This is a genomic window from Xanthobacter sp. DMC47 (assembly GCF_056313845.1).
Genome location: NZ_JBQUZM010000001.1, coordinates 1688887 through 1714091, shown reverse-complemented (window position 1 = coordinate 1714091; position 25205 = coordinate 1688887). Strand labels below are relative to the sequence as shown.

The 25205-nt window shown below is 68.0% G+C and carries 22 protein-coding genes and 1 tRNA gene; 17 read left to right on the top strand and 6 right to left on the bottom strand.

The features are described 5' to 3' along the window. Positions 1 to 525 precede the first annotated feature (525 nt). From ACT54R_RS07890 to ACT54R_RS07865, 6 genes are read left to right on the top strand one after another with little or no spacing between them, the layout of a single operon-like run. The gene (locus ACT54R_RS07890) at positions 526 to 1638 is read left to right on the top strand and encodes a microcin C ABC transporter permease YejB (protein ID WP_168462357.1); all 1113 of its coding nucleotides are present in this window, start codon (positions 526 to 528) and stop codon (positions 1636 to 1638) included. Positions 1639 to 1641: 3 nt separating this feature from the next. Next, the gene (locus tag ACT54R_RS07885; RefSeq protein WP_476325147.1) at positions 1642 to 2850 is read left to right on the top strand and encodes an ABC transporter permease; all 1209 of its coding nucleotides are present in this window, start codon (positions 1642 to 1644) and stop codon (positions 2848 to 2850) included. Between the two features lie 40 nt (positions 2851 to 2890). Beyond that, on the top strand, positions 2891 to 3115 hold the full coding sequence (locus tag ACT54R_RS07880; RefSeq protein ID WP_476325145.1) for a hypothetical protein: 225 nt from the start codon (positions 2891 to 2893) through the stop codon (positions 3113 to 3115). Positions 3116 to 3122: 7 nt separating this feature from the next. After that, positions 3123 to 3587 carry a type II toxin-antitoxin system VapC family toxin gene (locus ACT54R_RS07875; protein ID WP_476325143.1) on the top strand — a complete coding sequence of 155 codons (465 nt, stop codon included), beginning with the start codon at positions 3123 to 3125 and terminating at the stop codon, positions 3585 to 3587. Then, positions 3577 to 5214 carry an ABC transporter ATP-binding protein gene (locus ACT54R_RS07870; protein ID WP_476325141.1) on the top strand — a complete coding sequence of 546 codons (1638 nt, stop codon included), beginning with the start codon at positions 3577 to 3579 and terminating at the stop codon, positions 5212 to 5214. The genes ACT54R_RS07875 and ACT54R_RS07870 overlap by 11 nt, the downstream gene beginning before the upstream one ends. A gap of 5 nt (positions 5215 to 5219) precedes the next feature. Next, positions 5220 to 5837 (top strand): NUDIX domain-containing protein, encoded by a 618-nt coding sequence (locus ACT54R_RS07865; protein WP_476326435.1) that lies wholly within the window; start codon positions 5220 to 5222, stop codon positions 5835 to 5837. Positions 5838 to 6040: 203 nt separating this feature from the next. On the opposite strand, the gene ACT54R_RS07860 is transcribed toward ACT54R_RS07865, so the two are convergent. Continuing rightward, complete coding sequence (locus ACT54R_RS07860) at positions 6041 to 6775, bottom strand: creatininase family protein (protein WP_168462395.1); 735 nt, start codon at positions 6773 to 6775, stop codon at positions 6041 to 6043. 308 nt (positions 6776 to 7083) lie between these two features. Here ACT54R_RS07860 and ACT54R_RS07855 point away from each other — a divergent pair, with 308 nt between their 5' ends. The 3 genes from ACT54R_RS07855 (at position 7084) to fdxA (ending at position 11137) form a co-directional block, all read left to right on the top strand. After that, complete coding sequence (locus ACT54R_RS07855; protein WP_476325139.1) at positions 7084 to 10440, top strand: helicase-related protein; 3357 nt, start codon at positions 7084 to 7086, stop codon at positions 10438 to 10440. A gap of 3 nt (positions 10441 to 10443) precedes the next feature. Continuing rightward, positions 10444 to 10719, top strand: a complete 276-nt coding sequence (locus ACT54R_RS07850; protein ID WP_476325137.1) for an RNA-binding S4 domain-containing protein — start codon at positions 10444 to 10446, stop codon at positions 10717 to 10719. A gap of 82 nt (positions 10720 to 10801) precedes the next feature. Then, the gene (gene fdxA, locus ACT54R_RS07845) at positions 10802 to 11137 is read left to right on the top strand and encodes a ferredoxin FdxA (protein ID WP_168462362.1); all 336 of its coding nucleotides are present in this window, start codon (positions 10802 to 10804) and stop codon (positions 11135 to 11137) included. Positions 11138 to 11301: 164 nt separating this feature from the next. Here the strand turns inward: fdxA and ACT54R_RS07840 are convergent, their stop codons facing one another. Together ACT54R_RS07840 and ACT54R_RS07835 are read right to left on the bottom strand one after the other, a co-directional pair. Beyond that, complete coding sequence (locus tag ACT54R_RS07840) at positions 11302 to 11772, bottom strand: hypothetical protein (protein WP_476325134.1); 471 nt, start codon at positions 11770 to 11772, stop codon at positions 11302 to 11304. 119 nt (positions 11773 to 11891) lie between these two features. Continuing rightward, the gene (locus ACT54R_RS07835) at positions 11892 to 12551 is read right to left on the bottom strand and encodes a glutathione S-transferase family protein (RefSeq protein WP_476325132.1); all 660 of its coding nucleotides are present in this window, start codon (positions 12549 to 12551) and stop codon (positions 11892 to 11894) included. An 84-nt stretch (positions 12552 to 12635) separates the two neighbouring features. Between ACT54R_RS07835 and ACT54R_RS07830 the strand changes: the two genes are divergently transcribed. The 5 genes from ACT54R_RS07830 to ACT54R_RS07810 all read left to right on the top strand — a co-directional run bounded on the left by ACT54R_RS07830 (position 12636) and on the right by ACT54R_RS07810 (position 17295). Beyond that, positions 12636 to 13598, top strand: a complete 963-nt coding sequence (locus tag ACT54R_RS07830) for a helix-turn-helix transcriptional regulator (RefSeq protein ID WP_476325130.1) — start codon at positions 12636 to 12638, stop codon at positions 13596 to 13598. Positions 13599 to 13664: 66 nt separating this feature from the next. Further along, complete coding sequence (locus ACT54R_RS07825; protein WP_168462367.1) at positions 13665 to 15272, top strand: peptide chain release factor 3; 1608 nt, start codon at positions 13665 to 13667, stop codon at positions 15270 to 15272. A gap of 57 nt (positions 15273 to 15329) precedes the next feature. After that, on the top strand, positions 15330 to 16184 hold the full coding sequence (gene dapD, locus ACT54R_RS07820) for a 2,3,4,5-tetrahydropyridine-2,6-dicarboxylate N-succinyltransferase (protein WP_476325128.1): 855 nt from the start codon (positions 15330 to 15332) through the stop codon (positions 16182 to 16184). 423 nt (positions 16185 to 16607) lie between these two features. Next, positions 16608 to 16697 (top strand) — tRNA-Ser (locus ACT54R_RS07815). Positions 16698 to 16791: 94 nt separating this feature from the next. Then, the gene (locus ACT54R_RS07810; protein ID WP_476325126.1) at positions 16792 to 17295 is read left to right on the top strand and encodes a DUF6538 domain-containing protein; all 504 of its coding nucleotides are present in this window, start codon (positions 16792 to 16794) and stop codon (positions 17293 to 17295) included. Between the two features lie 423 nt (positions 17296 to 17718). Here the strand turns inward: ACT54R_RS07810 and ACT54R_RS07805 are convergent, their stop codons facing one another. Next, positions 17719 to 20151 (bottom strand): YbcC family protein, encoded by a 2433-nt coding sequence (locus ACT54R_RS07805; RefSeq protein ID WP_476325124.1) that lies wholly within the window; start codon positions 20149 to 20151, stop codon positions 17719 to 17721. 25 nt (positions 20152 to 20176) lie between these two features. Further along, the gene (locus ACT54R_RS07800) at positions 20177 to 21748 is read right to left on the bottom strand and encodes a proton-conducting transporter transmembrane domain-containing protein (RefSeq protein ID WP_476325122.1); all 1572 of its coding nucleotides are present in this window, start codon (positions 21746 to 21748) and stop codon (positions 20177 to 20179) included. Between the two features lie 105 nt (positions 21749 to 21853). On the opposite strand from ACT54R_RS07800, the gene ACT54R_RS07795 reads away from it, so the two are divergent. Further along, a complete protein-coding gene (locus tag ACT54R_RS07795; protein ID WP_476325120.1) occupies positions 21854 to 22747 on the top strand; it encodes a LysR family transcriptional regulator in 894 nt (297 codons plus the stop codon). A gap of 93 nt (positions 22748 to 22840) precedes the next feature. On the opposite strand, the gene ACT54R_RS07790 is transcribed toward ACT54R_RS07795, so the two are convergent. Further along, the gene (locus tag ACT54R_RS07790) at positions 22841 to 23623 is read right to left on the bottom strand and encodes a DUF4394 domain-containing protein (protein ID WP_476325118.1); all 783 of its coding nucleotides are present in this window, start codon (positions 23621 to 23623) and stop codon (positions 22841 to 22843) included. Positions 23624 to 23777: 154 nt separating this feature from the next. Between ACT54R_RS07790 and ACT54R_RS07785 the strand changes: the two genes are divergently transcribed. Together ACT54R_RS07785 and ACT54R_RS07780 are read left to right on the top strand one after the other, a co-directional pair. Continuing rightward, positions 23778 to 24347, top strand: a complete 570-nt coding sequence (locus ACT54R_RS07785; protein WP_476325116.1) for a sigma-70 family RNA polymerase sigma factor — start codon at positions 23778 to 23780, stop codon at positions 24345 to 24347. Further along, positions 24344 to 25084, top strand: a complete 741-nt coding sequence (locus ACT54R_RS07780) for an anti-sigma factor (protein WP_476325114.1) — start codon at positions 24344 to 24346, stop codon at positions 25082 to 25084. The genes ACT54R_RS07785 and ACT54R_RS07780 overlap by 4 nt, the downstream gene beginning before the upstream one ends. The last annotated feature ends 121 nt before the right edge of the window (positions 25085 to 25205 follow it).

Genomic DNA, 25205 nt, shown 5'->3' with positions numbered 1-25205 from the left:
AAGGAAATCCAGATTGCGCAAAATCGTTCCAATGCCGCACCATGGTGCAGTTTTTTGGCGTTATTTATTGCGAAGCTTCGTATGGATACTGTCGAATCCGGGGAGAATAACAGGTGATATCGTGCCTTGGCTGTTCGCCGGGCCGTCGCCCTGTTCGATGCCTTGCGCGTGGGGTGCGGACGGGGGGCGACCGAAGCGGGCGTCTCAGACGGGGCAGCGGCTGTCACTTGACGGGCCGTCGGGCGATCATGAACATCCCAGGATCGTTCGCGCCGAAAGGGATGCCTTTGCGTCACACCCTGAACACCTTGGCCGTGCTGCAAGGTGCCGCCGTCGCGGCCCGGAGCCGCGTCCGGTGCCGCGTTCGGCTCCGCGTCCGGGGCATCGGCGGGGCATGAAGCAGAGCAGGAGAGCGCCGGCGCGGCGGGCCCATTCGCCGGCCTCGACGAAAAATGATCGGCCCCCGCCTTGGCTGAGGCTAAGTGCTGTAGTCTCCATGCCCAACGCTGCGTTTCAGGAAACCTGATGCTCGCCTACATCGTCCGCCGCATCGCCCTCATGGTGCCGACCATTCTCGGCATCATGCTGGTGTCGTTCGTGGTCATCCAGTTCGCCCCCGGCGGTCCGGTCGAGCGCGTGATCGCGCAACTGACCGGCGAGGATGTCTCCGCCACCCAGCGCGTCTCCGGCGGCGGCAGCGACTTCAGCGGGGCGGGCGCGGCGGCGCAGGCGGGTGCGGCGGCGGACATGTCGTCGAAATACCGGGGCGCGCAGGGCCTCGACCCGGCCTTCATCAAGGAGCTGGAGAAGCAGTTCGGCTTCGACAAGCCGCCCCACGAGCGGTTCTTCAAGATGATCAAGGACTATGCCACCTTCAATTTCGGCAAGTCCTATTTCCGCGACATCTCGGTGCTGGAGCTGATCGGCGAGAAGATGCCCGTCTCCATCTCGCTCGGCCTGTGGATGACGCTCATCACCTATCTCATCTCCATCCCGCTCGGCATCGGCAAGGCCATGCGCGACGGCTCGCGCTTCGATGTGTGGACCTCGGCGGTCATCATCGTCGGCTATGCCATTCCGTCCTTCCTGTTCGCCATCCTGCTCATCATCCTGTTCGCCGGCGGCTCCTTCCTCGATCTGTTCCCGCTGCGCGGCCTCACCTCCGAGAATTTCTGGCAGATGAGCTGGCCCGAGCGCATCGCGGACTATGCCTGGCACCTGGTGCTGCCGCTCACCTCCATGGTGCTCGGCGCCTTCGCCACCATGACGCTGCTCACCAAGAACTCGTTCCTGGAAGAGATCCGCAAGCAGTACGTCACCACCGCGCGCATGAAGGGGCTTTCCGAGAGCCGGGTGCTCTATGGCCACGTGTTCAGGAATGCCATGCTCATCGTCATCGCCGGCTTTCCGAGCGCCTTCATCGCCGCCTTCTTCTCCGGCTCGCTCCTGATCGAGACCATCTTCTCGCTGGACGGCCTCGGCCTGCTGGGCTTCGAGAGCGTGCTGAACCGCGATTATCCGGTGGTGTTCGCCACCCTCTACATCTTCTCGCTGGCGGGGCTCATCGTCGGCCTCATCTCGGACCTCACCTACATGCTGGTCGATCCGCGGATCGACTTCGACACGCGGGAGGTCTGAGCCATGGATGCCGTTCCCGTGCTCCAGCCCGGCGCGCCCACCGACGTGCCCGCCGCCCGTGATACCGCCCATGGCTCGTTGCCGCCCCCCGGCGAGACGAAGCCGAAGGGCCGCTTCGCGCTCTCGCCGCTCAACCGGCGGCGGCTCGCGAACTTCCGCGGCAACGGGCGCGGCTACTGGTCGTTCGTTGTTTTCATGGTGCTGTTCGTCATCAGCCTCGGCGCCGAATTCATCGCCAATGACAAGCCCATCCTCGTCTCCTATGACGGCGGCTATTACTTCCCGGTGCTGAAGGCCTATCCGGAGACGGCGTTCGGCGGCGACTTCGAGACGGATGCGGACTACCGCGACCCCTTCCTCCAGAAGCTCATCGCCGAAAAGGGCGGCTGGATGGTATGGCCCCCCATCCGCTTCTCCTATTCCACCCACAACCTGGACCTGCCCACCCCCGCCCCCTCGCCGCCCACCTGGATGCTCACCGAGGCCCAGTGCAAGGCGGCGGCGGAGAAGAAGGGGGTGTCGGGCTGTTCCGGGCTTGAGGTGAACTGGCTCGGCACGGACGACCAGGGCCGCGACGTGGTCGCCCGCCTCATATACGGATTCCGCATCTCGGTGCTGTTCGGCCTCGCGCTCACCATCGTCTCCTCGGTGGTGGGCGTCGCGGCGGGCGCGGTGCAGGGCTATTTCGGCGGCTGGGTGGACCTGTTGTTCCAGCGCTTCATCGAGATCTGGACAGCCATCCCCTCGCTCTACCTGCTGCTCATCATCTCCTCGGTGCTGGTGCCGGGATTCTGGGTGCTGCTCGGCATCCTGCTGCTGTTCTCGTGGGTGTCGCTGGTGGGGCTGGTGCGCGCCGAATTCCTCCGCGCGCGCAATTTCGAGTACGTGCAGGCGGCGCGGGCGCTGGGGGTGGGCAACCTCACCATCATGACGCGGCACATGCTGCCCAACGCCATGGTGGCGACGCTGACCATGCTGCCCTTCATCCTGTCGTCTTCGGTGATGACGCTGACGGCGCTGGACTTCCTCGGCTTCGGCCTGCCCCCGGGCTCGCCCTCGCTCGGCGAACTGCTCTCCCAGGGCAAGAACAACATCCAGGCCCCGTGGCTCGGCCTCACCGGCTTCTTCACCGTGGCGGTGATGCTGAGCCTCCTCATCTTCATCGGCGAGGCGGTGCGCGACGCCTTCGACCCGCGCAAGACGTTCGGGTGAGGGGCGGGTGTGGTAGGATGAATGCGCGAGGGTGACTGAGATGAATACGATCGTGCGCCAGAACTACCCGGTGGAAAAGCTGCCCGAGGATCTGCAGCAGGTCGGTGCGGAGAGCGACGGCCTGCGGGTCATCGTCGAAGTCGTGCCGGCGCCGGTTTCCGAGGCGAAACTCCGGGAATTGCTTGCGCTCGCACGGCACGTCGATCCGATCGGCGACGACCCGGTGGAGCGAATCCGTCAGTTGCGGGACGAGTGGGACGACTGAACCTGCGATGGCCTTCCGGATCTATTGGGACACCAATGTTTTCGTCAAAGCCTTCGAGGGGCGCGAACCCGCGTCCGAACTGCTCGTTTCCCTCCTGCTTTCCGGCTGGGAATCGGGCGTGCCGCCACTGGTCACAAGCGAGCTGACGCACAGCGAGCTGCTGGTGAAGCCGCTGGAAGTGGGCCGGGACGATCTTGTTCAAGTCTATGACAATTGGACCGTCTCGAACCGGCACATCGAGGTCGTGCCGGTCTTCCGGCAAGTCCTGCACGATGCCGCATTCCTCCGCTCCCGTGACAAGACACTGAAGCTTCCCGACGCCATTCATGTTGCCACCGCGCTCGGGATGAAATGCAGCGTGTTTCTCTCTTCGGATCAGCGCATCAAGCCGCACGAGGGCTTGGAGAGGCTCGAACCCACCGAAGCGAACGTCCGCGCGCTCCTCCAGAAGGTCGCCTCGCATGACCGCTGAACCCCTCCTTTCCGTCCGCGACCTCTCCGTCGCCTTCCGCCGGGGCGATGGTGCGCCGCCGGCGCTGGCGGTGAAGACCGTGTCGTTCGATCTCGCCAAGGGCGAGACGCTGGCGCTGGTCGGCGAATCCGGCTCCGGCAAGTCGGTCACGGCGCTGTCGGTGCTGAAGCTGCTGCCCTATCCCTCGGCGAGCCATCCCTCGGGCGAGATTCTGTTCAAGGGGCGCGACCTGCTCACGGTTTCCGAGCGGGAATTGCGGGGCATCCGGGGCAACAACATCACCATGGTGTTCCAGGAGCCCATGAGCTCGCTGAACCCGCTCCACACCATCGAGCGGCAGGTGGGGGAGATGCTGATCCTCCATCGCGGCATGTCCGCCCACGCCGCCCGCGCCCGCACGCTGGAACTGCTTGCCGAGGTGGGCATTCCCCAGCCGGAGGAGCGGCTCAACGCCTATCCGCACCAATTGTCCGGCGGCCAGCGCCAGCGCGTGATGATCGCCATGGCGCTTGCCAACGAGCCGGACCTCTTGATCGCCGACGAGCCCACCACGGCCCTCGACGTGACCGTGCAGGCGCAGATCCTGAAGCTCTTGAAGGAGCTTCAGGCGCGGCTCGGCATGGCCATGCTGTTCATCACCCATGACCTCGGCATCGTGCGCAAGATCGCCGACCGCGTGTGCGTGATGCAGAAGGGCGAGATCGTGGAGCAGGGCGGGGCGGAGGAAACCTTCCTCCACCCCAAGCACCCCTATACCCAGGCGCTGCTGAAGGCCGAGCCGAAGCCGGACCCCGCGCCCATCGCCCCCGATGCGCCCATCGTGGTGGAGGCGAACGACCTCAAGGTCTATTTCCCCATCAAGCGCGGCATCCTGCGCAAGACGGTGGGGCACGTGAAGGCGGTGGACGGGGTGTCCGTCGCCATCCGCCGGGGCGAGACGCTGGGCGTGGTGGGGGAATCGGGCTCGGGCAAGACCACGCTGGGGCTTGCGCTGCTGCGGCTCATCTCCAGCACCGGACCCATCGCCTTCCTCGGCAAGCCCATCGATGCGCTGAGCTTCAAGGCCATGCGGCCGCTGCGCTCCGACCTGCAGATCGTGTTCCAGGACCCCTATGGCGCGCTCTCGCCGCGCATGTCGGTGGCGGAGATCGTGGGGGAGGGGCTGCTGGTCCACCAGCGCAAGCTCACCGCTGATGAGCGGGAGGCGCGGGTGATCGCGGCGCTCGCCGACGTGGGGCTCGATCCGGAGACACGCCACCGCTATCCGCACGAATTCTCCGGCGGCCAGCGCCAGCGCATCTCCATCGCCCGTGCCATGGCGCTGGAGCCCTCCTTCGTGGTGCTGGACGAACCCACCAGCGCCCTCGACATGATCGTGCAGGCGCAGATCGTGGACCTGCTGCGCGCGCTGCAGAAGAAGCGGGACCTCACCTTCATGTTCATCTCCCACGATCTGCGCGTGGTCTCGGCGCTGGCGAGCCGCATCCTCGTCATGCGCAACGGCAAGATGGTGGAGGAGGGGCCGGCCCACGACGTGTTCGAGCATCCGAAGGAGGACTACACCCGCGCCCTGTTCGCGGCCGCCTTCAACCTCGACGCCACCGGCCACGGCGTGGTGCGCCAGTGAGCGAGATGGAAGACCGCCCCGCCCGCGTGGACGTGGAAGGCCCGGAACTGCTCGCCAAGGGCTTCCGCCCCTATGAGCGCTACCGCCTCGTGCTGCATCATTCCGACGGCACCAGCGATGCCCAGGTGCGCGACATCGTGCGCGGCGGCACGGCGGTGGGGGTGCTCGGCTATGATCCCGCGCGCGATGACGTGGTGCTGATCCGCCAGTTCCGCCTCTCGGCGCACCTCGTCCAAGACCGCGGCGACCTGGTGGAGATCGTCGCCGGCATCGTGGAGCCGGGCGAGGAGCCCGAAGACGCCGCCCGGCGGGAGTGCGAGGAGGAAGCGGGCGTCACCCCGCGCCTGCTGCTGCCCATGCTCACCTTCACCCCGTCGCCCGGGGTGAGCGACGAGCGCGTGTTGCTCTATCTCGGCATCCTCGATGCCGCGCGCCTGCCCGAGCGGGCGGGATCGGCGGCGGAGACGGAGACGACCCGGCCTTTCGCCGTGCCGGTGGACGAAGCCCTCGCCGCCATCGCGCAGGGGCGCTGCATCAACGGCTTCCTCATCCTCGCCCTGCAATGGCTCGCGCTGAACCGCGCCCGGCTGCCGGAGTTGATTGCAGGGGCGGAGCGGGGGTAGGGGAGCGATTATTGCGCCGTCAGGGCCGGGCTACTGAAGCGCTCCCTTCCCGCCGTCATCGCCCGGCTCGTCCGGGCGATCCACTGCGCCGCCTGAGCCATGTTCGAGAGCCGGATCCAGCCCTACCGTGGATGCCCCGGACAAGCCGGGGGATGACACGGTGACATGGGGAGCACGCGCTTTCGTCTGCCGTCCCCGCCCCCTCACGCATGCGGCTCCAGCCGCGCGAGGTCGAAGGCCGCCACGTCCTTCAAAAGCTCCACGAAGGCGCGGGAGCCGTATTCGTAGGCGGCTTCGCCCTTGAGCGCGGTGGCGTGGGTGGCGTCGCCCATGGCGCCGTCGGGGCTGAGATCTTCCGCCAGCCAGCCGAAGCCGACCGGGTGGTTGGCGCGCAGGCGCTGGAACTCGGTTTCCATGGCGATGGAATAGGGCGGGAACGGCCCGGCGTGGCTCATGTCCACCAGCTCGGGGCGGAACGCGAGCATCAGCGAGGTCTCGATCTCCCCGCCATGGATGCCGTGCGCCCGCTCGTGGTCGGAGAAGAGGCCCACGGGGTAGCCGAAGCGGTGCATGGAGCAGGTGACGGCCAGCATCTTGTGGTCCACCCGCAGGGTACGGGCGACCAGATCGATCACCGGCACGTTGCCGCCATGGGTGTTCATGAGCACGAGGCGGCGCACCCCGGCGCGGGCGAGACTGCGGCCCAGCTCCACCCAAGCGGCGATGGCGGTGGCGGGCGAGAGGGTGAGCGTGCCGGCGAAGGAGATGTGCTCGTCGGACTTGCCCACCGCTTGCACGGGCAGGAACACCGCGTCCACCTCGCGCGGCACCATGAAGGCGATGCGCTCCACATAGCCCTCGGCGATGAAGAGGTCGGTGCCCAGCGGCAGGTGGGGGCCATGCTGCTCCACGGCGGCGACGGGCAGGACGGCGACCATGCGGGTCTTGTCCAGCGCTGCGAGTGCCGGTGAGGAAAGTTCAGCCCATTTCAGAAACACCGCTGCCTCCACGCCCCCGGCGCGTGCTGCCGCGCCGCCCTACCTCCATGGGAAGGAAAAGCCGCATCAAGTCAAGGGTATGGGACGCGCTGGCCTGCCTCGCGGGAGAACACCCCGCGAACCCTGCCCCTCACCTGATTCGCTCCCCTCCCGTTCCGCGAATGTCCGCGCGCCCCCTTTCGCCATGGCCCCCGCGTCCCGATATGATACAGGGACACCCCTCCTTTACGTGGATTGCGCCAGAGCCGATGGACGACGTCACCCGATGGGCCGTGCTGCCGCGCAATCTGAGGGCGCGGGGGGTGAGCGCGGTCCTTGGCCCGACCAACACGGGCAAGACCCACCTCGCCATCGAGCGGATGCTCGGCCATGAGAGCGGCATCATCGGCCTGCCGCTGCGCCTGCTCGCGCGCGAGGTCTACCAGCGCATCGTTGACCGGGTGGGGGCGGAGAAGGTCGCGCTCATCACCGGCGAGGAGAAGATCAAGCCCAAGGGCCGCCATGGGGAGAACGCCCGCTACTGGGTCTCCACCGTGGAGGCCATGCCGCGCGATCTCGACGTGGCCTTCGTCGCCATCGACGAGATCCAGCTCGCCACCGATCTCGACCGCGGCCATGTCTTCACCGACCGCATCCTGAACCGGCGCGGCCGCCACGAGACGCTGCTGCTCGGCTCGGCCACCATGCGCCCGCTGGTGGAAAAGCTCATTCCCGGGGTGAACGTGGTGGTGCGGCCGCGCCTTTCCACCCTCTCCTTCGCCGGCGAGCGCAAGATTTCCCGCCTGCCGCGCCGCTCGGCCATCGTCGCCTTCTCGGCGGACGAGGTCTATTCCATCGCCGAGTTCATCCGCCGCCAGCGGGGCGGTGCGGCGGTGGTGATGGGCGCCCTCTCGCCGCGCACCCGCAATGCGCAGGTGGAGCTCTACCAGTCCGGCGACGTGGATTATCTCGTCGCCACCGATGCCATCGGCATGGGCCTCAACCTCGACGTGGACCATGTGGCCTTCGCCTCGGACCGCAAGTTCGACGGCTGGCAGTATCGCAAGCTGAACGCCTCCGAGATGGCGCAGATCGCCGGGCGCGCCGGCCGTGCGACACGCGATGGCACGTTCGGCACGACGGGACGTTGTCCACCGTTCGAGGAGGAACTGGTCTCGCGGCTGGAGGAGCATGTGTTCGACACTGCGAAGGTGTTGCAATGGCGCAACGCCGTCGCGGATTTCCAGTCGCCCGCCGCGCTCCTCGCCTCCCTTTCGCGCCTCCCGAAAGAGGAGGGGCTGACCCGCGCGCCCACCGCCGATGACGTTGCGGTGCTTGAAATCATGAGCCGGGACATGGAGGTGACGGGCCGTCTCGACGGCGCCGCCGACGTGGAACGGCTGTGGGATGCCTGCCAGGTGCCGGACTATCGGAAGGTCTCCCCGGGCGCCCATGCGGAGCTGGTGGGCACCCTTTTCGGGCACATAAAGGGGGGTGGCCGCATCCCCGATGACTGGTTCGCGCGTCAAATCGCCTTGACCGATCGCGCAGAAGGCGACATCGACACGTTGTCGAACCGGATCGCGCAGGTGAGGACCCTCACCTTCGTCGCGAACCGGCCCGACTGGCTCAGGGATCCGGAGCACTGGCAAGGCGTCACGAGAGGGGTCGAGGACAAGCTGTCGGATGCGTTGCACGAAAGGCTGGCCCAGCGTTTCGTGGATCGGCGGACCAGCGTGCTCATGCGGCGCCTGCGAGAGAACACGATGCTCGAAACTGAAATCAGCAAGACCGGTGACGTTACCGTCGAAGGCCACGTCATCGGCCACCTCCACGGCTTCCAGTTCGCCCCCGATCCCGCAGCCGCGGCCGGTGGCGAGGAGGCGAAGGCATTGCGCGCCGCCGCCCAGCAGGCGCTGGCCGGCGAGATCGAGCAGCGCGCCCAGCGCCTGTCGCAGGCGGTGGACGAGGCGTTCGTCCTCACCTTCGACGGCACCATCCGCTGGACGGGCGAGGCGGTGGCCAAGCTCATCCCCGGCGACGAGGTGCTGAAGCCGCGCTTCAAGATCATCGCCGACGAGCATCTCACCGGCCCGGCCCGCGACCAGGTGGAGGCGCGCCTCACCCTGTGGGTGGCCGCCCATATCGAGAAGCTGCTCGGCGCGCTCACCAAGCTCGGCACCGCCGAGGACATCACCGGCATCGCCCGCGGCATCGCCTTCCAGATCGTCGAGAGCCTCGGCGTGCTGGAGCGTGCCCGCGTCGCCGACGAGGTGAAGGGGCTGGATCAGGCCGCCCGCGCCACCCTGCGTGGCCATGGCGTGCGCTTCGGCGCCCATCACATCTACCTGCCGGCGCTGCTGAAGCCCGCCCCGCGCGCGCTGGCGGCTGAGCTTTATGCGTTGAAGCACGGCGGCCTCGCCCAGAAGGGCCTCGACGAGCTGCCGCACCTTGCCGCCTCGGGCCGCACCTCCATCCCGGTGGATCACGAGGTGCAGAAGGGGCTCTATCGCGCCGTCGGCTTCCGCGTGTGCGGTGAGCGCGCGGTGCGCGTGGACATTCTGGAGCGCCTTGCCGACCTCATCCGCCCCGCGCTGGCGTGGCGGCCCAACTCCCCCGGCCCCAAGCCGGCCGGGGCTGTGGATGGCCGGGGCTTCACCGTCACCGTGGGCATGACCTCGCTGGCCGGCTGCTCGGGGGAGGATTTCGCCTCCATCCTGAAGTCGCTGGGCTACCGCATGGAGCGCCGCCCCCCGCCGCCGGAGGCCGAGGCCCCCGCCGCCGCGCCGGAAGCCGCCCCTGTGGAGCTGGCCCCGCTGCCGGAAGGCGCCATCGAGGCGGATCTCCTGTTCGACGCCCCGGCAGAAGCGCCGGCCGAATCGGTGGACGAGGCGCTTGTCGAGGCGCCCGCCGAGGATGTTCCCTCTGAGGAATCGCCCGCCGAAGAAACCCCCGCTGACGTGGTCGCCGCTGATGTGGTTCTTGCCGACGCGGCCGAGGCCGAGGCTGCTGCCGAGGCGGTCGAGGTGTCTGGCGATCCCACCGCCGCCGAAGTCGCGGCAGAGGTCGAGGCCCCCGCCGCCCCCGGTGGCCCAGAGGCGGTTGAAGGCGTCGCCGAGGTCGTTGCCGAGGCTCCCGCGGCCGACGCCGCTCCCGCCGAGCCCGAGCTGATCGAGGTGTGGCGTCCCGGCCGTCCGCCGGGCGCGCCGCGTCGCGAGCGTCCTGCCGGCGAAGGCCGCCGCTTCGGCGATCGTCCCGGTGGCGATCGCGGCGATCGCGTTGGCGAGAAGGGTGGTGGCCGCGGCGAGCGTCGCGATGGCCGTCCGCCCCACCGCCGTCCCGAGCATGCCCCCGCCGAGGCCGGTGCCCCCGAAGGCGAGCGCGCGCCGCGTCCGCCGCGTGGCGACCGCCCGTTCCGCGGCCCGCGCGAGAACGAGGGCAACCGCGAGCATCGGCAGGAAGGCCACCGGAACGAGGGCCATCGTGGGCCGCGTCCCGAGCAGCGGGCGGACAACCGCCCCGCCCATCAGGAGCGCCGCCGCGAGAAGCCGGCGGACCCCGATAGCCCGTTTGCCGCCCTCGCCGCGCTGAAGGCGCGGCTGGAGGCGGAGAAGAAGGGCGGCTGACCCGTGACGGATCCGGCGGAGCGGCAGAGGCTCGACCGCTGGATCTGGCACGCCCGCGTGGTGCGCGCCCGCGAGGACGCCGCCGATCTCGTCCGCTCGGGCCATGTGCGGCTCGACGGCGCGCGGGTGACCAGCCCCGGCCACATGGTGCGGGCGGGGCAGGTGCTCACCATCGCCCTCGACCGGCAGGTGCGGGTGCTGCGCGTCACCGCCTTTGCGGAGCGCCGGGGAGATGCTACATCCGCCCTCGCGCTTTTTGAGGAAATAACAGAAGCGTAGCGGTGTTTAGGGGCCTGCGGCTTGCAGCCGCTTGCGTGGCGCGTGCGCCTGCGCTACCCGGACCCCTCGAAAGGGATTGCCCATGACCTACGTCGTCACCGAGAACTGCATCCGCTGCAAATACATGGATTGCGTGTCCGTGTGCCCGGTGGACTGTTTCTACGAGGGCGAGAACATGCTCGTCATCCACCCCGACGAGTGCATCGATTGCGGCGTCTGCGAGCCGGAGTGCCCGGCCGAGGCCATCAAGCCCGATGCCGAGCCGGGGCTGGAGAAGTGGCTCGCGCTCAACGCCGAATACGCCAAGACCTGGCCCAACATCACCCTGAAGCGCGACGCCCCGCCCGACGCCAAGGAATGGGACGGCAAGCCCGGCAAGGAAGAGCTGTTCTCCCCGGAGCCCGGCCAGGGCGACTGAGCCGACTGCCTACGCTCCCCCAAATGGTGCGTCATGGCCGGGCTTGTCCCGGCCATCCACGTCGGGCCACTGGCGCTGTCGGTCGGATAGGTATTCCCAGACCATCCACGTGGATGACCGGGACAAGCCCGGTCATGACGGTCTGCTCCGATGGCTGACGCCCCTCAGGGCAGCGCCTCCAGCTGGAAATATTGCGAGAGCACCAGCTTGCCGTCAGCGTCGAGATAGGCGCGGCCGAATTTGGCGGCCTGCAGCTTGTCGGTCTCCTGGTAGATGGTGCCGCCCAGCGGGGGCAAAGCGTTGGGGCGGGCGCAGGGGACGTCGAGCGTCACCTTCTGATCGACGGTGTAGGCCGTGCCGCGCTCCACCACCTTCACCGTTCCCGTCACCGCGCAGGTGCCGAAGGCGCGCGGGGTAAGCGTCACCCCCTCCACGGCGAGGACGATGACATTCTTCGCGCCGTCGCGGGCCGTGGCGTAGACCTGCGGCGACATCAGCGCCAGCGCCGGTGCTGCGCCGGAGAGGAGCAGCACCGCCGCGAGGGCAACGGCGCGTCGGCTCCTGAGGCGCCTCGTCGGCGCGAGTCCCACGGGCTGCCGATGGCCCGGCCCGCGATCCATCCGCTTCTCGCCCATCTGGTCCTCCCCGCCCGTGCCACCTCGGGGCGCACGGGCCTGTTCTTGCCTGCCGTCCGTTCTGGAGCGATTTCCGGCATTTTGCAAAGCGGCCTTTCGCAGGGGGAGGGCTGTGGCGCTCAGCCCGGCGATGCGGTGGCATCCACCGCCGCCTGATGCTCGGCGGCGAGCCGTGCATCCAGCTCCGCCACCTGGAGCGCTGCCGGCCGGCCGGTGATGCGCCGGACGTAATCGGCGATCACGGGCGTTTCCGGCACCAGCTTGAACATCACGCCCCAGCGGAAGGCGTTGCCCCAGAGGATGTCGGCCGCCGTGCAGCGGTCGCCGAGGAGATAGGGCTTCGCCGCCAGTTCCCGCGTCACCGTGTCGAGCATGGTGTCGAAGTCGCCATAGGGGCACATGGAGGCCGGACCGGCCTCGCGCTCAAGGGCGCGGTCCATGAGGGCGGGCTCGTAGCAGGCCGCGTAATAGGCGAGCCAGCGCAGATACGCCCCCCGCCCCGGCGCGCCGATGGCGGGCGCGAGACCGGCCTCGGGGAAGGCGTCGGCGAGATAGATGAAGATCGCGACCTGCTCGGTGACGAGCTCGCCCCGGTGCAGGATGGCCGGCACCTTCCCCATGGGATTGACGGCGAGGTAGGCCGGCTGGCGCTGCGCGCCGGCCTTCATGTTGAGCACATGGAGGCGGTAGGGAGCGCCCAGTTCCTCCAGCAAAGTGAGCGCGCAGGAGGCGCGGGTGTTGGGGGAGAAGAACAGGGTCACGGTGTTGTCGGCGGTCATGAAATCTCCTGTGGCGGGAGGTGAGACCCATCCTCTAACCGGCCAAGGCTGACACCTTCTGTCAGGTTTGCTAGCTCTATCCACATGCGCGCCAGCCGCCTCCTCTCCATCCTCATGGTGCTCCAGGCCCGCGGCGCGGTCACCGCCCAGGCCCTCGCGGAGGAGTGCGAGGTGTCGCTCCGCACCATCTATCGCGACATCGATGCCCTGAGCGCGGCGGGCGTGCCCGTTTATGCCGAGCGCGGCGCGGGCGGCGGCTACCGGCTGCTGGAGGGCTACCGCACACGGCTGAACGGCCTCTCCGCGCAGGAGGCGCAGGCGCTGTTCCTCTCCGGTCTCGGCGAGGCGGCCACCGCCCTCGGCCTCGGCGCCGTGCTCGCGGCGGCGCAGACCAAGGTCACTGCCGGCCTGCCCGCCAATCTGCGCAGCGCTGCCGCCCGCATGCGCGCGCGCTTCCATCTCGATGCGCCCGGCTGGTTCTATGAGGCGGAGGAGCCGCCCTTCCTCCAGGCCGTCGCGGCGGCGGCGTGGGAGCAGCACCTCATCGAGATCCGCTACCAGTCGTGGCGGGCCGAGAAACGCCGTCGCGTCGCACCGCTCGGCCTCGTGCTGAAAAGCGGCGCCTGGTACCTCGTGGGCGCGGTGGAGACCAGCGTGCGGACCTACCGCATCAGCCGCATCCGGGAGCTGGAGGCGCTCACCGAGCCGTTCGAGCCGCCGTCCGGCTTCGACCTCGCCGCCTGGTGGGGTGCGAGCACAAGGCGCCTCGAAGAGGAGATGTACCCGAACCGCGCCACTCTCCGCCTCTCCGCCATCGGCCAGCGGATCCTGGAGCATGTCACCTCCACGTTCTCGCGGGCGGGCATGGTGGCGGGCGAGCCGGACGCCGAAGGCTACGTGGTCGTCACCCTCAGGGTCGGCTCCCTCTGGGAGGCAGCGAGCGAGCTGCTGCGCTTCGGCCCCGAGGCGGAGGTGCTGGAGCCGCCGGAGCTGCGGGCGCGCGTGAGGGAGACGGTGCAGCGGATGGGGCGGCTCTACGCGCCTTGAAATCCACCGGCTTCGGGGGCCAATCCCGCCATTTCATGGCGCGCGATTTGCCCGTATAAGGCGCCCATGCTCGACCAGACGCCCAACGCCGCCCTCGCGGACCTGCCCGATTTTGCCCGCCGGCGCACCTTCGCCATCATCTCGCATCCGGACGCCGGCAAGACCACGCTCACGGAAAAGCTCCTGCTTGCTTCCGGCGCCATCCGCATGGCCGGCCACGTGAAGGCGCGCGGCGAGCGCCGCCGCACGCGGTCGGACTGGATGGAGATCGAGCAGCAGCGCGGCATTTCCGTCACCTCCTCGGTGATGACGTTCGAGCGCGACGGCATCGTCTTCAACCTGCTCGACACGCCCGGCCACTCGGACTTCTCCGAAGACACCTACCGCACCCTCTCGGCGGTGGACGCGGCGGTGATGGTGATCGACGCCGCCAAGGGCATCGAAAGCCAGACCCGCAAATTGTTCGAGGTCTGCCGCCTGCGCGACATCCCCATCTTCACCTTCGTCAACAAGGTGGACCGGGAAAGCCTCGATCCCATCGCGCTGATGGACGAGGTTTCCTCCACCCTCGCGCTGGACCTCACCCCGCTCACCTGGCCCATCGGCATGGGCGTGGATTTCCGCGGCCTCATCGACATCGCCAACAAGCGCGCTTTGCTCGCCACCGAGCGCGGGGGCCCGCTGGTGCGCGAGGTGCCGTTCAACGAACCCGAAGACCTCATCGGCCTCGACGGGGTGGAGGAGCGCATCCTCAACGAGGCGGTGGAGAGCCTGACGCTGGCTTTGGGCGTGCTGCCGCCCTTCGATCTCGCCGCGTTCCGCGAGGGCCATCTCTCGCCGGTCTATTTCGGCTCCGCGCTGAAGGAGGCGGGAGTCGCCGAACTTCTGTTCGGTTTGGGCTCGGTGGGCCCCAGCCCGCTGCCGCGCTCCGCCGCCGGCGACCGCACGGTGGAGCCGGCCGAGGATCTCGTCTCCGGCTTCGTCTTCAAGGTGCAGGCCAACATGGACCCGAACCACCGGGACCGCGTGGCCTTCGTGCGCCTGTGCTCCGGCCGCTTCAAGCGCGGCATGAAGCTGTTCAACCCGCGCGAGAAGCGCAACATGGCCATCGCCAACCCCATCTTCTTCTTCGCCCAGGAGCGCGAGACGGTGGACGAGGCGGTGGCCGGCGACATCATCGGCATTCCCAACCACGGCATGCTGCGGGTGGGCGACACCCTGTCCGAGGGCGAGAGCATCAAGTTCGAGGGGCTGCCGGACTTCGCCCCGGAAATCCTGCGCCGCGTGCTGCTCTCCGACCCCATGAAGGCCAAGCAGCTGCAGAAGGCACTGCAGGACATGGCGGAGGAGGGCGTCGTGCAGGTGCTCAAGCCCGTCAACGATCCCGCCCCCATCGTCGGCGTGGTCGGCACCCTCCAGCTCGACGTGCTCGCCGCGCGGCTGGAGAAGGAATACGGCGTGCCGATCCGCTATGAGACGACCTCCTTCGTCACCGCCCGCTGGATCGTCGGCGAGCGGGCCGAGGTGGACCGCTTCCTCGAGCTGAACCGCTCCTCCACCGCGCGCGACCGCGACGAGGCGCCGGTCTATCTCGCCCGCAGCCAGTGGGTGCTGGACCGCGCCATCGAGGAATATCCCAAGCTGAAGTTCGTGGCCGTCAAGGAACGCGCCTGACCTCTTTCCCGCACTGATAGAAGGGCGCGTCCCGACGCCGCCCGTCCGGAGGATGACATGACCGACGCCCGCCTGTCCGCGCTTGCCGCCACCATCGATGACGCCTTCGAGAAGCGCGCCGAGATCGGCTTCTCGACCACCGGCGCCGTGCGCGACGCCGTGAACGAGGCGCTGACGCTGCTGGACAGCGGCGCCGCCCGCGTGGCCGAGCAGAGCGCCAACGGCCAGTGGACGGTGAACCAGTGGCTCAAGAAGGCGGTGCTGCTCTCCTTCCGCCTCAACGACATGGAAGCCATCCCCGGCGGCCCCGGCGGTGCCCACTGGTGGGACAAGGTGCCCTCCAAGTTTCTGAACTGGGGCGAGGCCGAGTTCCGCGCCGCCGGTTTCCGCGCCGTGCCCGGCGCCGTGGTGCGCCGCTCCGCCTTCATCGCGCCGAACGTGGTGCTGATGCCATCCTTCGTGAACCTCGGCGCCCATGTGGGCGAGGGCACCATGGTGGACACCTGGGCCACCGTCGGCTCCTGCGCGCAGATCGGCAAGAACGTGCATCTCTCTGGCGGCGTCGGCATCGGCGGCGTGCTGGAGCCGCTGCAGGCCGGTCCGGTCATCATCGAGGACGACTGCTTCATCGGCGCCCGCTCCGAGGTGGTGGAGGGCGTGGTGGTGCGCCGCGGCTCCGTGCTCTCCATGGGCGTGTTCATCTCCGCCTCCACCAAGATCATCGACCGGCAGACGGGCGAGATCTTCATCGGCGAGGTGCCGGCCTATTCCGTGGTGGTGCCCGGCGCGCTTCCCGGCAAGCCGCTCCCCGACGGCACCCCCGGCCCCTCGCTCTATTGCGCGGTGATCGTGAAGCGCGTCGACGAGCAAACCCGCTCCAAGACCTCCATCAACGACCTCCTGCGCGACTGAGATCGCGCTGGCCGGCGCGGGCTGCGAACGCCCTTCGCCGGTGGCGCGCGGGGACCGCCGGCGCGGCGGATGCGCGGCGGATGCGACCTGTTGGCAAGGCGGAGATTCCGGCTTGCCAACCAAGGCCGAGCCGCTATATTCCGCCGCCTCGCCCGGATGCGACGCCCTCGCGGCCCGCTCCCTTCCCCGAGCCTTCTTGGAGACGACCGGCGAGACCCGGCCCCGCCCGTGCGGCGTGGTCCGGAAACAGGGGCGACGGGATCGCGGGCCTTCAACCAGCTCGCCACATGTTCGTTACCCCAGTGTCCGCGTGTGCCTCGGCGCTTGCGGTTGAAGAGGTGGCCGAGTGATTGAAGGCGCACAGACCGCCTTCGCAGCGGTTGCCTTCGAGTAAAGTTCTGCGTGCGCCTCGCGCATGCGGCTGGAGAGGTGGCCGAGTGGTTGAAGGCGCACGCCTGGAACGCGTGTATACGGGAAACCGTATCGAGGGTTCGAATCCCTCTCTCTCCGCCAGTTTCCCCTAACGCATTGAAAATCCTGTTTGATACGTAAGATCAAGAGCTTACGAGGCCGCTTGCTACACACGCCTGCTACACAAGGCGGCGAAATGGCAAGGGAAAGCAGGCTCTTCAAACGGGCGGGAAAGTGGACATTTCGCGTTCGGGTTCCGGCCGACATCCAAGGCAAAATCGGGAAGAAGGAAATTTGGAAGGCGCTCGGCGACGTCTCCCACGCTGAGGCTCGCCGCCTCACCCGCGTCGAGAGCATTAAAGCGGACGCGTTGTTCGCCGAGGCACGTTCGCCCGCTTCGAGCCTTGCGCTCAACCAAATCTCCGATGCGGATCTCCAGCATCTGGCGCTGACCTATCTCCACCGGCTGAAGGCGGGGGCGGAGCCCATGCCTTTGGATGCGTCATTGCGAGGAGACCTGGCGTCCGAAGCGTCAGAAAAGATCATGCTCGTCGGGCGTGTCGCCGGAGGACGCTTCGTTGCAACTGGTTGCAGCGGCGTTGGCCAAGGAGGCTCAAGTCGATCTTGGACAAGATGCGACGATCATCGCGCAGTTGGCGGAGTAAGTGCAGAGGGCGCTGATCGAGCACTACTCGCGTGAGATAGATCGGGTCGACCTCGTGCAGGAGCGGTCGTATGACCCACTTTTCGCCAACGTCGATCGCATGTCGCTGCCACCGCCTTCGCGCCTGACTCTTGCGCGAGCGGTCGAGCTTTACAAGGCGGAACCTGACCGGGCAGGGGTGTCTCCCAAAACCCGCGCGGCCTATTAGTTTCGGTTTGCGATGCTCTTGGACCTGCTCGGGCATCAGAAAGTGGTCGACGAAATCAGCAGAGCGGATGTTCGGGAAGTGCGTAATCTCCTGATGAAGCTCCCGCCAAATGCGACCAAGCGCTTTCCAGACATCGGTCTGCGGCAGGTTGCCCAGATCGCGGAAAAGAATGGCCTGGAGCCAATGTCTCCGAAGAGCGTCGGCCTCAATGTCGAAGCCCTGTCGGCCTATTCCGTTGGCTCAGCAAGATTTCACGCGAGCACCAGCGGCGGAGATTCCGCATCTGCCGCCTCGCGGACGGTGCTCTCCCAGCGCAGGCCTCCGGCATAGCGCCAGGCCATGCGGCCCTCATCATCAAGCGCGAAGAGGTGGAGCCAGCGATTGTCGAACAGCGCGCGGAGCTCGGAGTGGCGACCGAGAATGTCTGCGATCGCCTCGCGCGGCGCTTCGATCAGTACGGAAAGCCGCAGCGGTTCATGGATCAGGCGTTCGCCGTCATGAACCGATTGCCAGGGCAGTCCCGTCCGCAGCAGGCCGCCATTGCCCTCGACGACGCCGAGGCCTCCGGTGACGTTGTGGAGCAGCTTGTTGCCCGCGCCGAAGACGTCGGGCGCGACGGTCGAGCCGTAATATTGCAGGCTGATCCAGCTCGCGACGACGACGGGGGCGGTCAGGATCAGCTCCAGCACGCCAAATCCATCGTCGCGCCGCCAGTCATAGTCGTGGAGGAAGGCGCGCCCGGCGAGGTCGCGCCCGACGGTGCGCGAGCGCGGTGCCGCGATGAAGGCCTGGCAACCGGCCAGCGCCCATTCGGGGCGTAGCTCGGCCCAGTCCCGGGCACGATGGGGAATGTCCTGGCTGCGTGCGGCGCGGGGCAGCCGCAGAGCCCGCTCGCCCCGCGCCAGGACGCCGGCGGAGGCCAGCCAGCGCTCGGCCCTCTCCAGATCGCCCGCATGGGCGGCCGAGGGATGGTCGGCCGCATAGATCGTCACGGTGTCGGTCGTCGTGTCGTGCAGCGCCGCGAGGAAAAGCGTGTCCTCTGGAATGGCGATGCCCCGCTCTGCCAGACCGGTCCGCACGTCCCTGTCGTTCAGCAGCGAGGCCAGAAGCCGTGCATTCACCTCGCCGGAATACCCGCCGCACGCGCCGCAGTTGAGTGCGCTGGCATGGGGATTGTTGACCACATTGGCGCCATGGCCCGCGATCAGCACCAGCCGGGCAAAGCCTTCGGTAAGCGACATCGCCTTGAGGACCCGCTGTGCCATCGTCAGCCGTGTCGCGAGATCGAGAGGGGTGACCGGGCGCGGCGCCGGATCGTTCGGCGCTGCGTGCCGCGTCAGCGCCAGTCCGTCCCGCAGCAGCTTGGCGGCGTAGAGTGGACCCGCGGCCTCGACAAAGGCGAACGAGGAAATGGCCGCCAGCTTGAAGCGGCCCCAGGCCCGTTTCGCTCGCGCCGTGACCCGGGCGGCGAGGTTCGCTTTCTCCGTCGCCGGCGTCGCATCGCCCGAGCACGTGAAGACACCCGGCGTCAGGAGCACGGGCAGGCGCGCTTCCAAGACATCCGAGGCAAAGCGGCGATGACCGACGCCGAGACCGAAGAACCCGGCAAATCCCAGGGTCCGGATACCGGGGTCGAGGCTTTCCAAGGCCCGGCGAAACACTTCCGAGCGCACGTCGATACAGAACGCCATCTGCAGCAAGGGACGGCCAGCGGCCCGGGGCGAAGGCGTTCCAGCAAGAAGGACTGCGAGGCGCCGCTGTGCGGCGCGCTCGGCGGCCTCCTGCAGGATGGCATCGACCACATCCTCGCCGGTCGCCGTGACGGGCTCGGCGCAGGCTGCGATGGCTGCCTGCCATTGGGAGGCGAGCGGAAGCGTGTATTTGCGCAGTAGGGCTGCCTCCCAGAACAGGCGGATGGCGAGGAGGTCGATGATCGACCCATCCGTCCCCCCGCTCAGCTCCGCCTGCCAGAGGCGATGGCGGGCAACCTGCCCCCAGCCGCCGAGCGTCGTCAGAAGCCGGTGGAAGTACATCTCGAGCGCAGCCGGGGGAATGCCGAGCTCGCAGACGGACGCGACGAGCGCGTCCTCGGCATTGGTCGGCGCATCCGCGACGGTCTGTGCGAAACCCGTGAGACCGGCGATCTCCGGCGTCAGGTCGTGGGTCGCGACGATCTGCCATGACGCATAGGAGGTTCTGGCCATTGCGTCGGCCCAGAGCGCCTGGCCCTGATCGAAATAGCGCGCTGCCCAGTGACCGATCCGGTCGTTGACCATGCCGGGCCAATCGATGGAGGCTACTTCCCGTGCCAGATCGGCAACCGTTGGGACGGCATCTGACGGCATCCCTTTGGCATGCATAGCCTGCCTCAGCGCCGCGAGCGTCTCGGGGCGCAGCGCTGCGGGTGCCGCATCGAAAGCTGCGCGCAGATCGTCATCGGTGATGTCGCCGGCGCGCAACTTCTCGGCATAGCAGGCCCGCGGCATGGTGAGCGCAATGCCCGCAGCGCGCCGCAGACGTGCCGCGGCCGTCGCCAACGGCTCGTGCGTCTGGCCGAGGAAGGGATTGACCGCGACGCTCGAGGCGAGCGGCCATAGGGGAGGGATCGCGCGCGCCGCACGATGCGCCGCCGCGATGATCGCATCGGCGGGTGCAAGCGGCAGTCTGGTCGCAGTCATCAGCATGGGAAATGTCCTTGTTCTTGCTGCTTCACGAGGCCTTGCGGATGGACCAGCCGCCGAGAAGGCGATCGATCGTGGCGTTGACGTAGAGGCCGTTGGAGAGATGGACGCGCAGCCCGGCGGCCGCGGGGTGCGACGCCCAGAGCGGAAAGAGGGCCTGCGCCACCGCCACCAGCCCGAAGCTCAGCACTGCGAGCGCCATCAGGGTCCATTCCAGCCGCCCCGGCGCCGGCGTCGCGGGCAGAACTCCCGTCGTCAGCCACTCGGCTGCGGTCTGGAGCGCGAAGTAGCCGACCGCGGCGGTGCCGGCGTAGATTGCCGTCTTGCGGGTGAGCGGACGTGGCGCGGCATCGGCCAGCCCCTGGGCGAGCAGATAGGCCACGCCGAAGATCAGGATGGCGCCCAGCGCGATCGCCTGGGGCGACTTGTGGTCGAACCCGAAGACGAAGCCGAACGTGCCGCCGATCCCGGCATAGATCGCAAGTGCGATCAGGAAGGCGCGGCCGACGGCTGATCCATCAGGGACGGCCACCGGTCCCGGCCGGCGAATGGCCGCAATCTGCTCGACCGCTCCTCCGGAGGCCAGAAACGCGTGCGCCTTGTAGAGCGAGTGGGCGACGATGTGGAGCAACGCGAGCGGGAACAGGGCAAGGCCGCACTGGAGCGTCATGAACCCCATCTGAGCGACCGTCGACCAGGCGAGGGATGTTTTCACCGCAGGCTGCGTCAGCATGACGAGCGCACCGAACAGAGCGGTGAAGCCGCCCAGGATGGCCAATGTGGCGAGCACGCCGGGCGCCAGCAGCATCACGTCGGCAAAGCGGATCAGCAGGAAGCCGCCGGCATTGATCACGCCGGCATGAAGCAGGGCCGACACCGGTGTCGGCGCCTCCATGACCTCGGTGAGCCAGCCATGGGTCGGGAATTGCGCCGATTTCAGCACCGCGGCGAGCGCAAGCAGGGCGGCTGCCGTGACGATCAGCCAGGTGGCGTCGCTGGTCCGGGCGAGCGCGTTGAGCGTGGCGATATCGGTGGTGTCGAACCGCGCCCACATCAGGGCGGCCGCACCCGCCAGCGCGACGGCACCGATCATCGAAAACACGCGCTTCTTGCGCGCCGCGCGCTGCGCGGCCACGCGCTCCGGATAGAACAGAAGCAGGCGATGCAGCGCGGCACTGGTCGCGATCCAGGCCCCGACCAACTGGATGAGATTGCCCGCCTGGACGAGCAGGAGGACGGCCGCGAGCGCGCTGCAGAGCCAGCCGGTGAAATAGCCCTGGCGGGCCTCGCCATCGAGATACGTGCGGGCGTACCGCACGACGATCCAGCCGACGAACGCCACCAGCAGCAGCATGGTCGCGCTGACCGCATCGAGCCGCGCCGAAAGACCGATCCCCGCCCATCCGACAAGACCGCTGTCGCCGGGGCCTCGCCCGATGAGCAGCGCAAGCGACGCGATCGCGATCAACAGACTGCCGATCGCGGCGGCCTCCGCGAACACGGACACCGAGGGTGGGCGCCTGCCGCTCCGTTCAAATCCGAAGAGGGCGGCGCAGAGCAGCAGGAGCGGTGCGGCAAGCGGGAGCAGATAGAGCGACAAGGCAATCCCCAACGAACGATGACGGTCGGGGTCCCTCGATAGCGAGCGGCAGAGGTCGAGAAAAATTCATTGTTCGAGAGAAACCATTCGCTATTATCGAACGATATGGGATCGCTGAACTACAACCATCTGCGCTATTTCTGGGCGGTCGCTCACGACGGAAACCTCACCCGCACGGCCGAGCGGCTGAATCTCACGCAATCCGCCTTGTCGGTGCAGATCCGCAAGCTCGAGGACCAACTCGGCCATTCCCTGTTCGAGCGTCGCGGGCGCCAGCTCCATCTGACCGAGGCGGGGCAGATCGTGCTCGATCATGCCGATGCGATCTTCGCGACGGGTGAGGAGATGCTGGGGACGCTGCGGCAGACAGGAGCGGCTCGGCAGGCGTTGCGCGTGGGCTCGCTGGCCACGCTGTCGCGCAATTTTCAGCTGGAATTCCTGCGCCCGGTTCTCGGCCGCACGGACATCGATCTCATCTTGCGATCGGGCAGCGCGGCCGAACTTCTGCGGGCGCTCGAGGCCCTCAATCTTGACCTTGTGGTGTTGAACCATGCGCCGCCGGGCGACGCTCTGACGCCTCTCGTTGCCCATCGTCTCGCCGAGCGTCCGATCAGCCTCGTCGGCACGCCGGATCGTCTGGGGCGCGCAGCGAGCCTCGCCGATCGCCTGCGGACACATCCCATCATCCTGCCGACGCTGGACAGCAGCATACGCAGCGGATTCGACGCGTTGACGGATCGCCTCGGTGTCCGGCCGCAGATCGTGGCCGAAGTGGAGGACATGGCGATGATGCGGCTTCTCACCCGCGAGGACATCGGGCTTGCGGTTCTTCCGCCCATCGTGGTCAAGGACGAGATCGCGGCGGGCGTGCTGGTGGAAGGCGACCAGCTGCCCGGCATCGTGGAAACCTTCCACGCGGTGACCATGGCGCGGCGGTTCCCCAATCCTCTGGTGCGGCTTCTCCTTGAACCGTCAGCAGCGAAGGAAGGCATGGCCTGAGGTCATGCTCCGCCTCACGGCGCGGGGCCAATTCATTGGCATAGTAAAGCCGCCGGAGCGATCCGGCGGCTTTCTCGTCCCAGCGGGTCGGCGTCACATCGCCCGCAACACCGCAATGTCGTGGACCGGCCCGCTCACGCCCTTGATCTTGCCGACCTCGCTGGCCGCGCCCTTGGCGAGATCGACGCGGTACAGCGTGCCATCTGCCACCAGCCAGCCTTCGCTCGCCGCGGCGTCCACCGTGACGATGTCGAACGCATAGCTCTTGGCCTTCACCCCGAGCTTACCGACAGCGGTCAGCACGCCGTCATTGGGCGGCGCCTGCTTCACCAGCGCGCCGATGGTCGCGTCGATATTGTAGAGGGCGGTTTCCTTCGCGCCCTTCACCGCATTGGTGTAGCCGCCGGCCACGATGTTCGGTGTCTCGCCCTTGTGCATGTCGGTGTCCGCGAACTTCAGCGTGCCATCCGTCGTGACCTTGCCGTCATCCACGTTGGCGCGGAGATTGGTGCCGTCGCTGCCGATGACCCGCAGCCGATCGGCCACCGGGTTGAAGTCCACCGTCGCCGCCACGCCCCGGGCCAGCGTGCTGCTGAGCTTGGATTTCAGGGTCGCCTTGGCGGTCGAAGTGTCGATCACGGCGACGCTGCCATCGTCGAACAGGCCGTAGAGCATGCCGTCGGCAGGGCGCACGTCGATGCCGATCAGCTTGGCCTCGACACCGGTCACCTTCATCGGCTTTCCGGCGGTCCAGCTTTTGGCGTCGATGGGGGCGATCATGTTCCCGTCCATCAGGGCGATCACGGTCTGGGCCTGGGCCGTACCGGCACTGGCAAGGAAGCCCGCGAGCATCAGGGCCATCGTCGAGACTTTCATGTGTCGTCCTCCGCTTGAAGCCGAACGGATCGGCTGTGACGGAGCGGCTACCCCCGACCTCCGCCGACGGATGCAGGCCGTCGGCTTTTTTCTTCGGTGCATCCGAAGTGCGCGCTCGCGCGTAACCACAGCGTGCGATCCGGGCGGAGGCGAGATGACGGTCCTTGAAGCGGGCAAACCCCGAGCCTCCCCCGACCAACTCGCGCGGGCCCTCGACGGCTGCGCGCGGGGGGATCGATCAAGCCTGCGGCACCTCTATGAGGCGCTCGCCCCGCAGATGATCGGCGTCGCCCTTCGGCTGCTGCGCCGCCGTGACCTGGCCGAGGAGGTCGTGCAGGATACGTTTCTGCGCATCTGGGATAAGGCCGGGACATTCGATCCGGCGCGCGGCGAGCCCGCCACATGGATGTTCGCGATCCTGCGTCACCGTGCCCTCAATGTCCTGCGCGGCGAGGGCCGCACCGAACTGGTTGACGATTTCGAGCCGATGGGTTTGGCGTGCGAGGACGCGGACGCCGAGCACGTGGTCATCGCCCTGTCGGAAAACGCGGCGCTGCGCCGCTGCCTCGAACGCCTCGAACCCTTGCGCCGCAATGCTATCGTGCTGGCCTATGCGCGCGGACTGAGCCACGGCGAACTGGCGGGGCGACTCGGGATTCCGCTCGGCACCGCGAAGTCATGGATCCGCCGCGGCCTGCTCTCGCTCCGGGAGTGCCTCGCATGATGGGGCCGGAACAAGAAGCCCTGGCTGCGGAATTCGCGCTGGGCCTGCTCGATGCGGACCAGGCGGCGCGCTGCGAAGCCTTGCTGGGCAGCGATCCCGACTTCGCTGCACGGGTTGAGGCATGGCAGCGGCACCTGATCGAGATCGACATGACCGTCAGCCCGGAGCCGCCGACCGAGGGGCTGTGGCGGCGGATCGAAGCCGGGATCGCCAGCCCGGCGGCGGTGCGGGCGCCGGTCCATGCACAGGCACAGGTGGGCACGCGGCAAGGCTGGTTTGCCTCTCTGTGGGGTCATCTTCCGGCCTGGCGTGCGATGGGGCTTGCGGCGGGAGCAGCCTGCCTCGCTCTGGCCATGGCCCTGACATTGCAAACCCGCAGCATCGCCCGCACACCGGTGCTGGTCGCGGTGATGATGTCAGACCAGAATCGACCGCTCGCGCTCGTCAACGCATTTCGCGACGGCCGCGCAGAGCTCGTGCCGCTGCAGGCGCTCAACGCCCCTGAGGGCAAGTCGCTGCAAGTGTGGACCCTGTGGGATCGCAGCCGCGGCCCGGTTTCGGTCGGCCTTCTCGAAGCGATGCGCAATATCGATCTGAGGGTCGCGGGGCTCCCTTCGACCAGCCCCGACCAGTTGTTCGAAGTCACGCTGGAGCCCGCTGGCGGCTCCCCGACCGGGCGGCCGACGGGGCCCATCCTCATGAAGGGCAACGCATCGCGGACCGACGTCGGAACGTAGCTCGTCAGACGCGGCGGCCGGGGGTCCGCGTCCAACGCGCCAATTCGTCGGACGCTGTGCGAGTTCGATACCACTGTTGATGTTCACGTTACGGAAGCTGAAGCGTCTCAGGAACATTCGA

Coding starts and splice junctions, on each gene's coding strand:
- fdxA (WP_168462362.1), top strand. CDS start 10,802: ATGACCTACGTCGTCACCGAGAACTGCATCCGCTGCAAATACATGGAT.
- ACT54R_RS07840 (WP_476325134.1), bottom strand. CDS start 11,772: ATGGGCGAGAAGCGGATGGATCGCGGGCCGGGCCATCGGCAGCCCGTG.
- ACT54R_RS07830 (WP_476325130.1), top strand. CDS start 12,636: ATGCGCGCCAGCCGCCTCCTCTCCATCCTCATGGTGCTCCAGGCCCGC.
- ACT54R_RS07855 (WP_476325139.1), top strand. CDS start 7,084: ATGGACGACGTCACCCGATGGGCCGTGCTGCCGCGCAATCTGAGGGCG.
- ACT54R_RS07865 (WP_476326435.1), top strand. CDS start 5,220: ATGGAAGACCGCCCCGCCCGCGTGGACGTGGAAGGCCCGGAACTGCTC.
- ACT54R_RS07805 (WP_476325124.1), bottom strand. CDS start 20,151: ATGCTGATGACTGCGACCAGACTGCCGCTTGCACCCGCCGATGCGATC.
- ACT54R_RS07780 (WP_476325114.1), top strand. CDS start 24,344: ATGATGGGGCCGGAACAAGAAGCCCTGGCTGCGGAATTCGCGCTGGGC.
- dapD (WP_476325128.1), top strand. CDS start 15,330: ATGACCGACGCCCGCCTGTCCGCGCTTGCCGCCACCATCGATGACGCC.
- ACT54R_RS07790 (WP_476325118.1), bottom strand. CDS start 23,623: ATGAAAGTCTCGACGATGGCCCTGATGCTCGCGGGCTTCCTTGCCAGT.
- ACT54R_RS07875 (WP_476325143.1), top strand. CDS start 3,123: ATGGCCTTCCGGATCTATTGGGACACCAATGTTTTCGTCAAAGCCTTC.
- ACT54R_RS07835 (WP_476325132.1), bottom strand. CDS start 12,551: ATGACCGCCGACAACACCGTGACCCTGTTCTTCTCCCCCAACACCCGC.
- ACT54R_RS07785 (WP_476325116.1), top strand. CDS start 23,778: ATGACGGTCCTTGAAGCGGGCAAACCCCGAGCCTCCCCCGACCAACTC.
- ACT54R_RS07885 (WP_476325147.1), top strand. CDS start 1,642: ATGGATGCCGTTCCCGTGCTCCAGCCCGGCGCGCCCACCGACGTGCCC.
- ACT54R_RS07825 (WP_168462367.1), top strand. CDS start 13,665: ATGCTCGACCAGACGCCCAACGCCGCCCTCGCGGACCTGCCCGATTTT.
- ACT54R_RS07860 (WP_168462395.1), bottom strand. CDS start 6,775: ATGGTCGCCGTCCTGCCCGTCGCCGCCGTGGAGCAGCATGGCCCCCAC.
- ACT54R_RS07870 (WP_476325141.1), top strand. CDS start 3,577: ATGACCGCTGAACCCCTCCTTTCCGTCCGCGACCTCTCCGTCGCCTTC.
- ACT54R_RS07880 (WP_476325145.1), top strand. CDS start 2,891: ATGAATACGATCGTGCGCCAGAACTACCCGGTGGAAAAGCTGCCCGAG.
- ACT54R_RS07795 (WP_476325120.1), top strand. CDS start 21,854: ATGGGATCGCTGAACTACAACCATCTGCGCTATTTCTGGGCGGTCGCT.
- ACT54R_RS07890 (WP_168462357.1), top strand. CDS start 526: ATGCTCGCCTACATCGTCCGCCGCATCGCCCTCATGGTGCCGACCATT.
- ACT54R_RS07810 (WP_476325126.1), top strand. CDS start 16,792: ATGGCAAGGGAAAGCAGGCTCTTCAAACGGGCGGGAAAGTGGACATTT.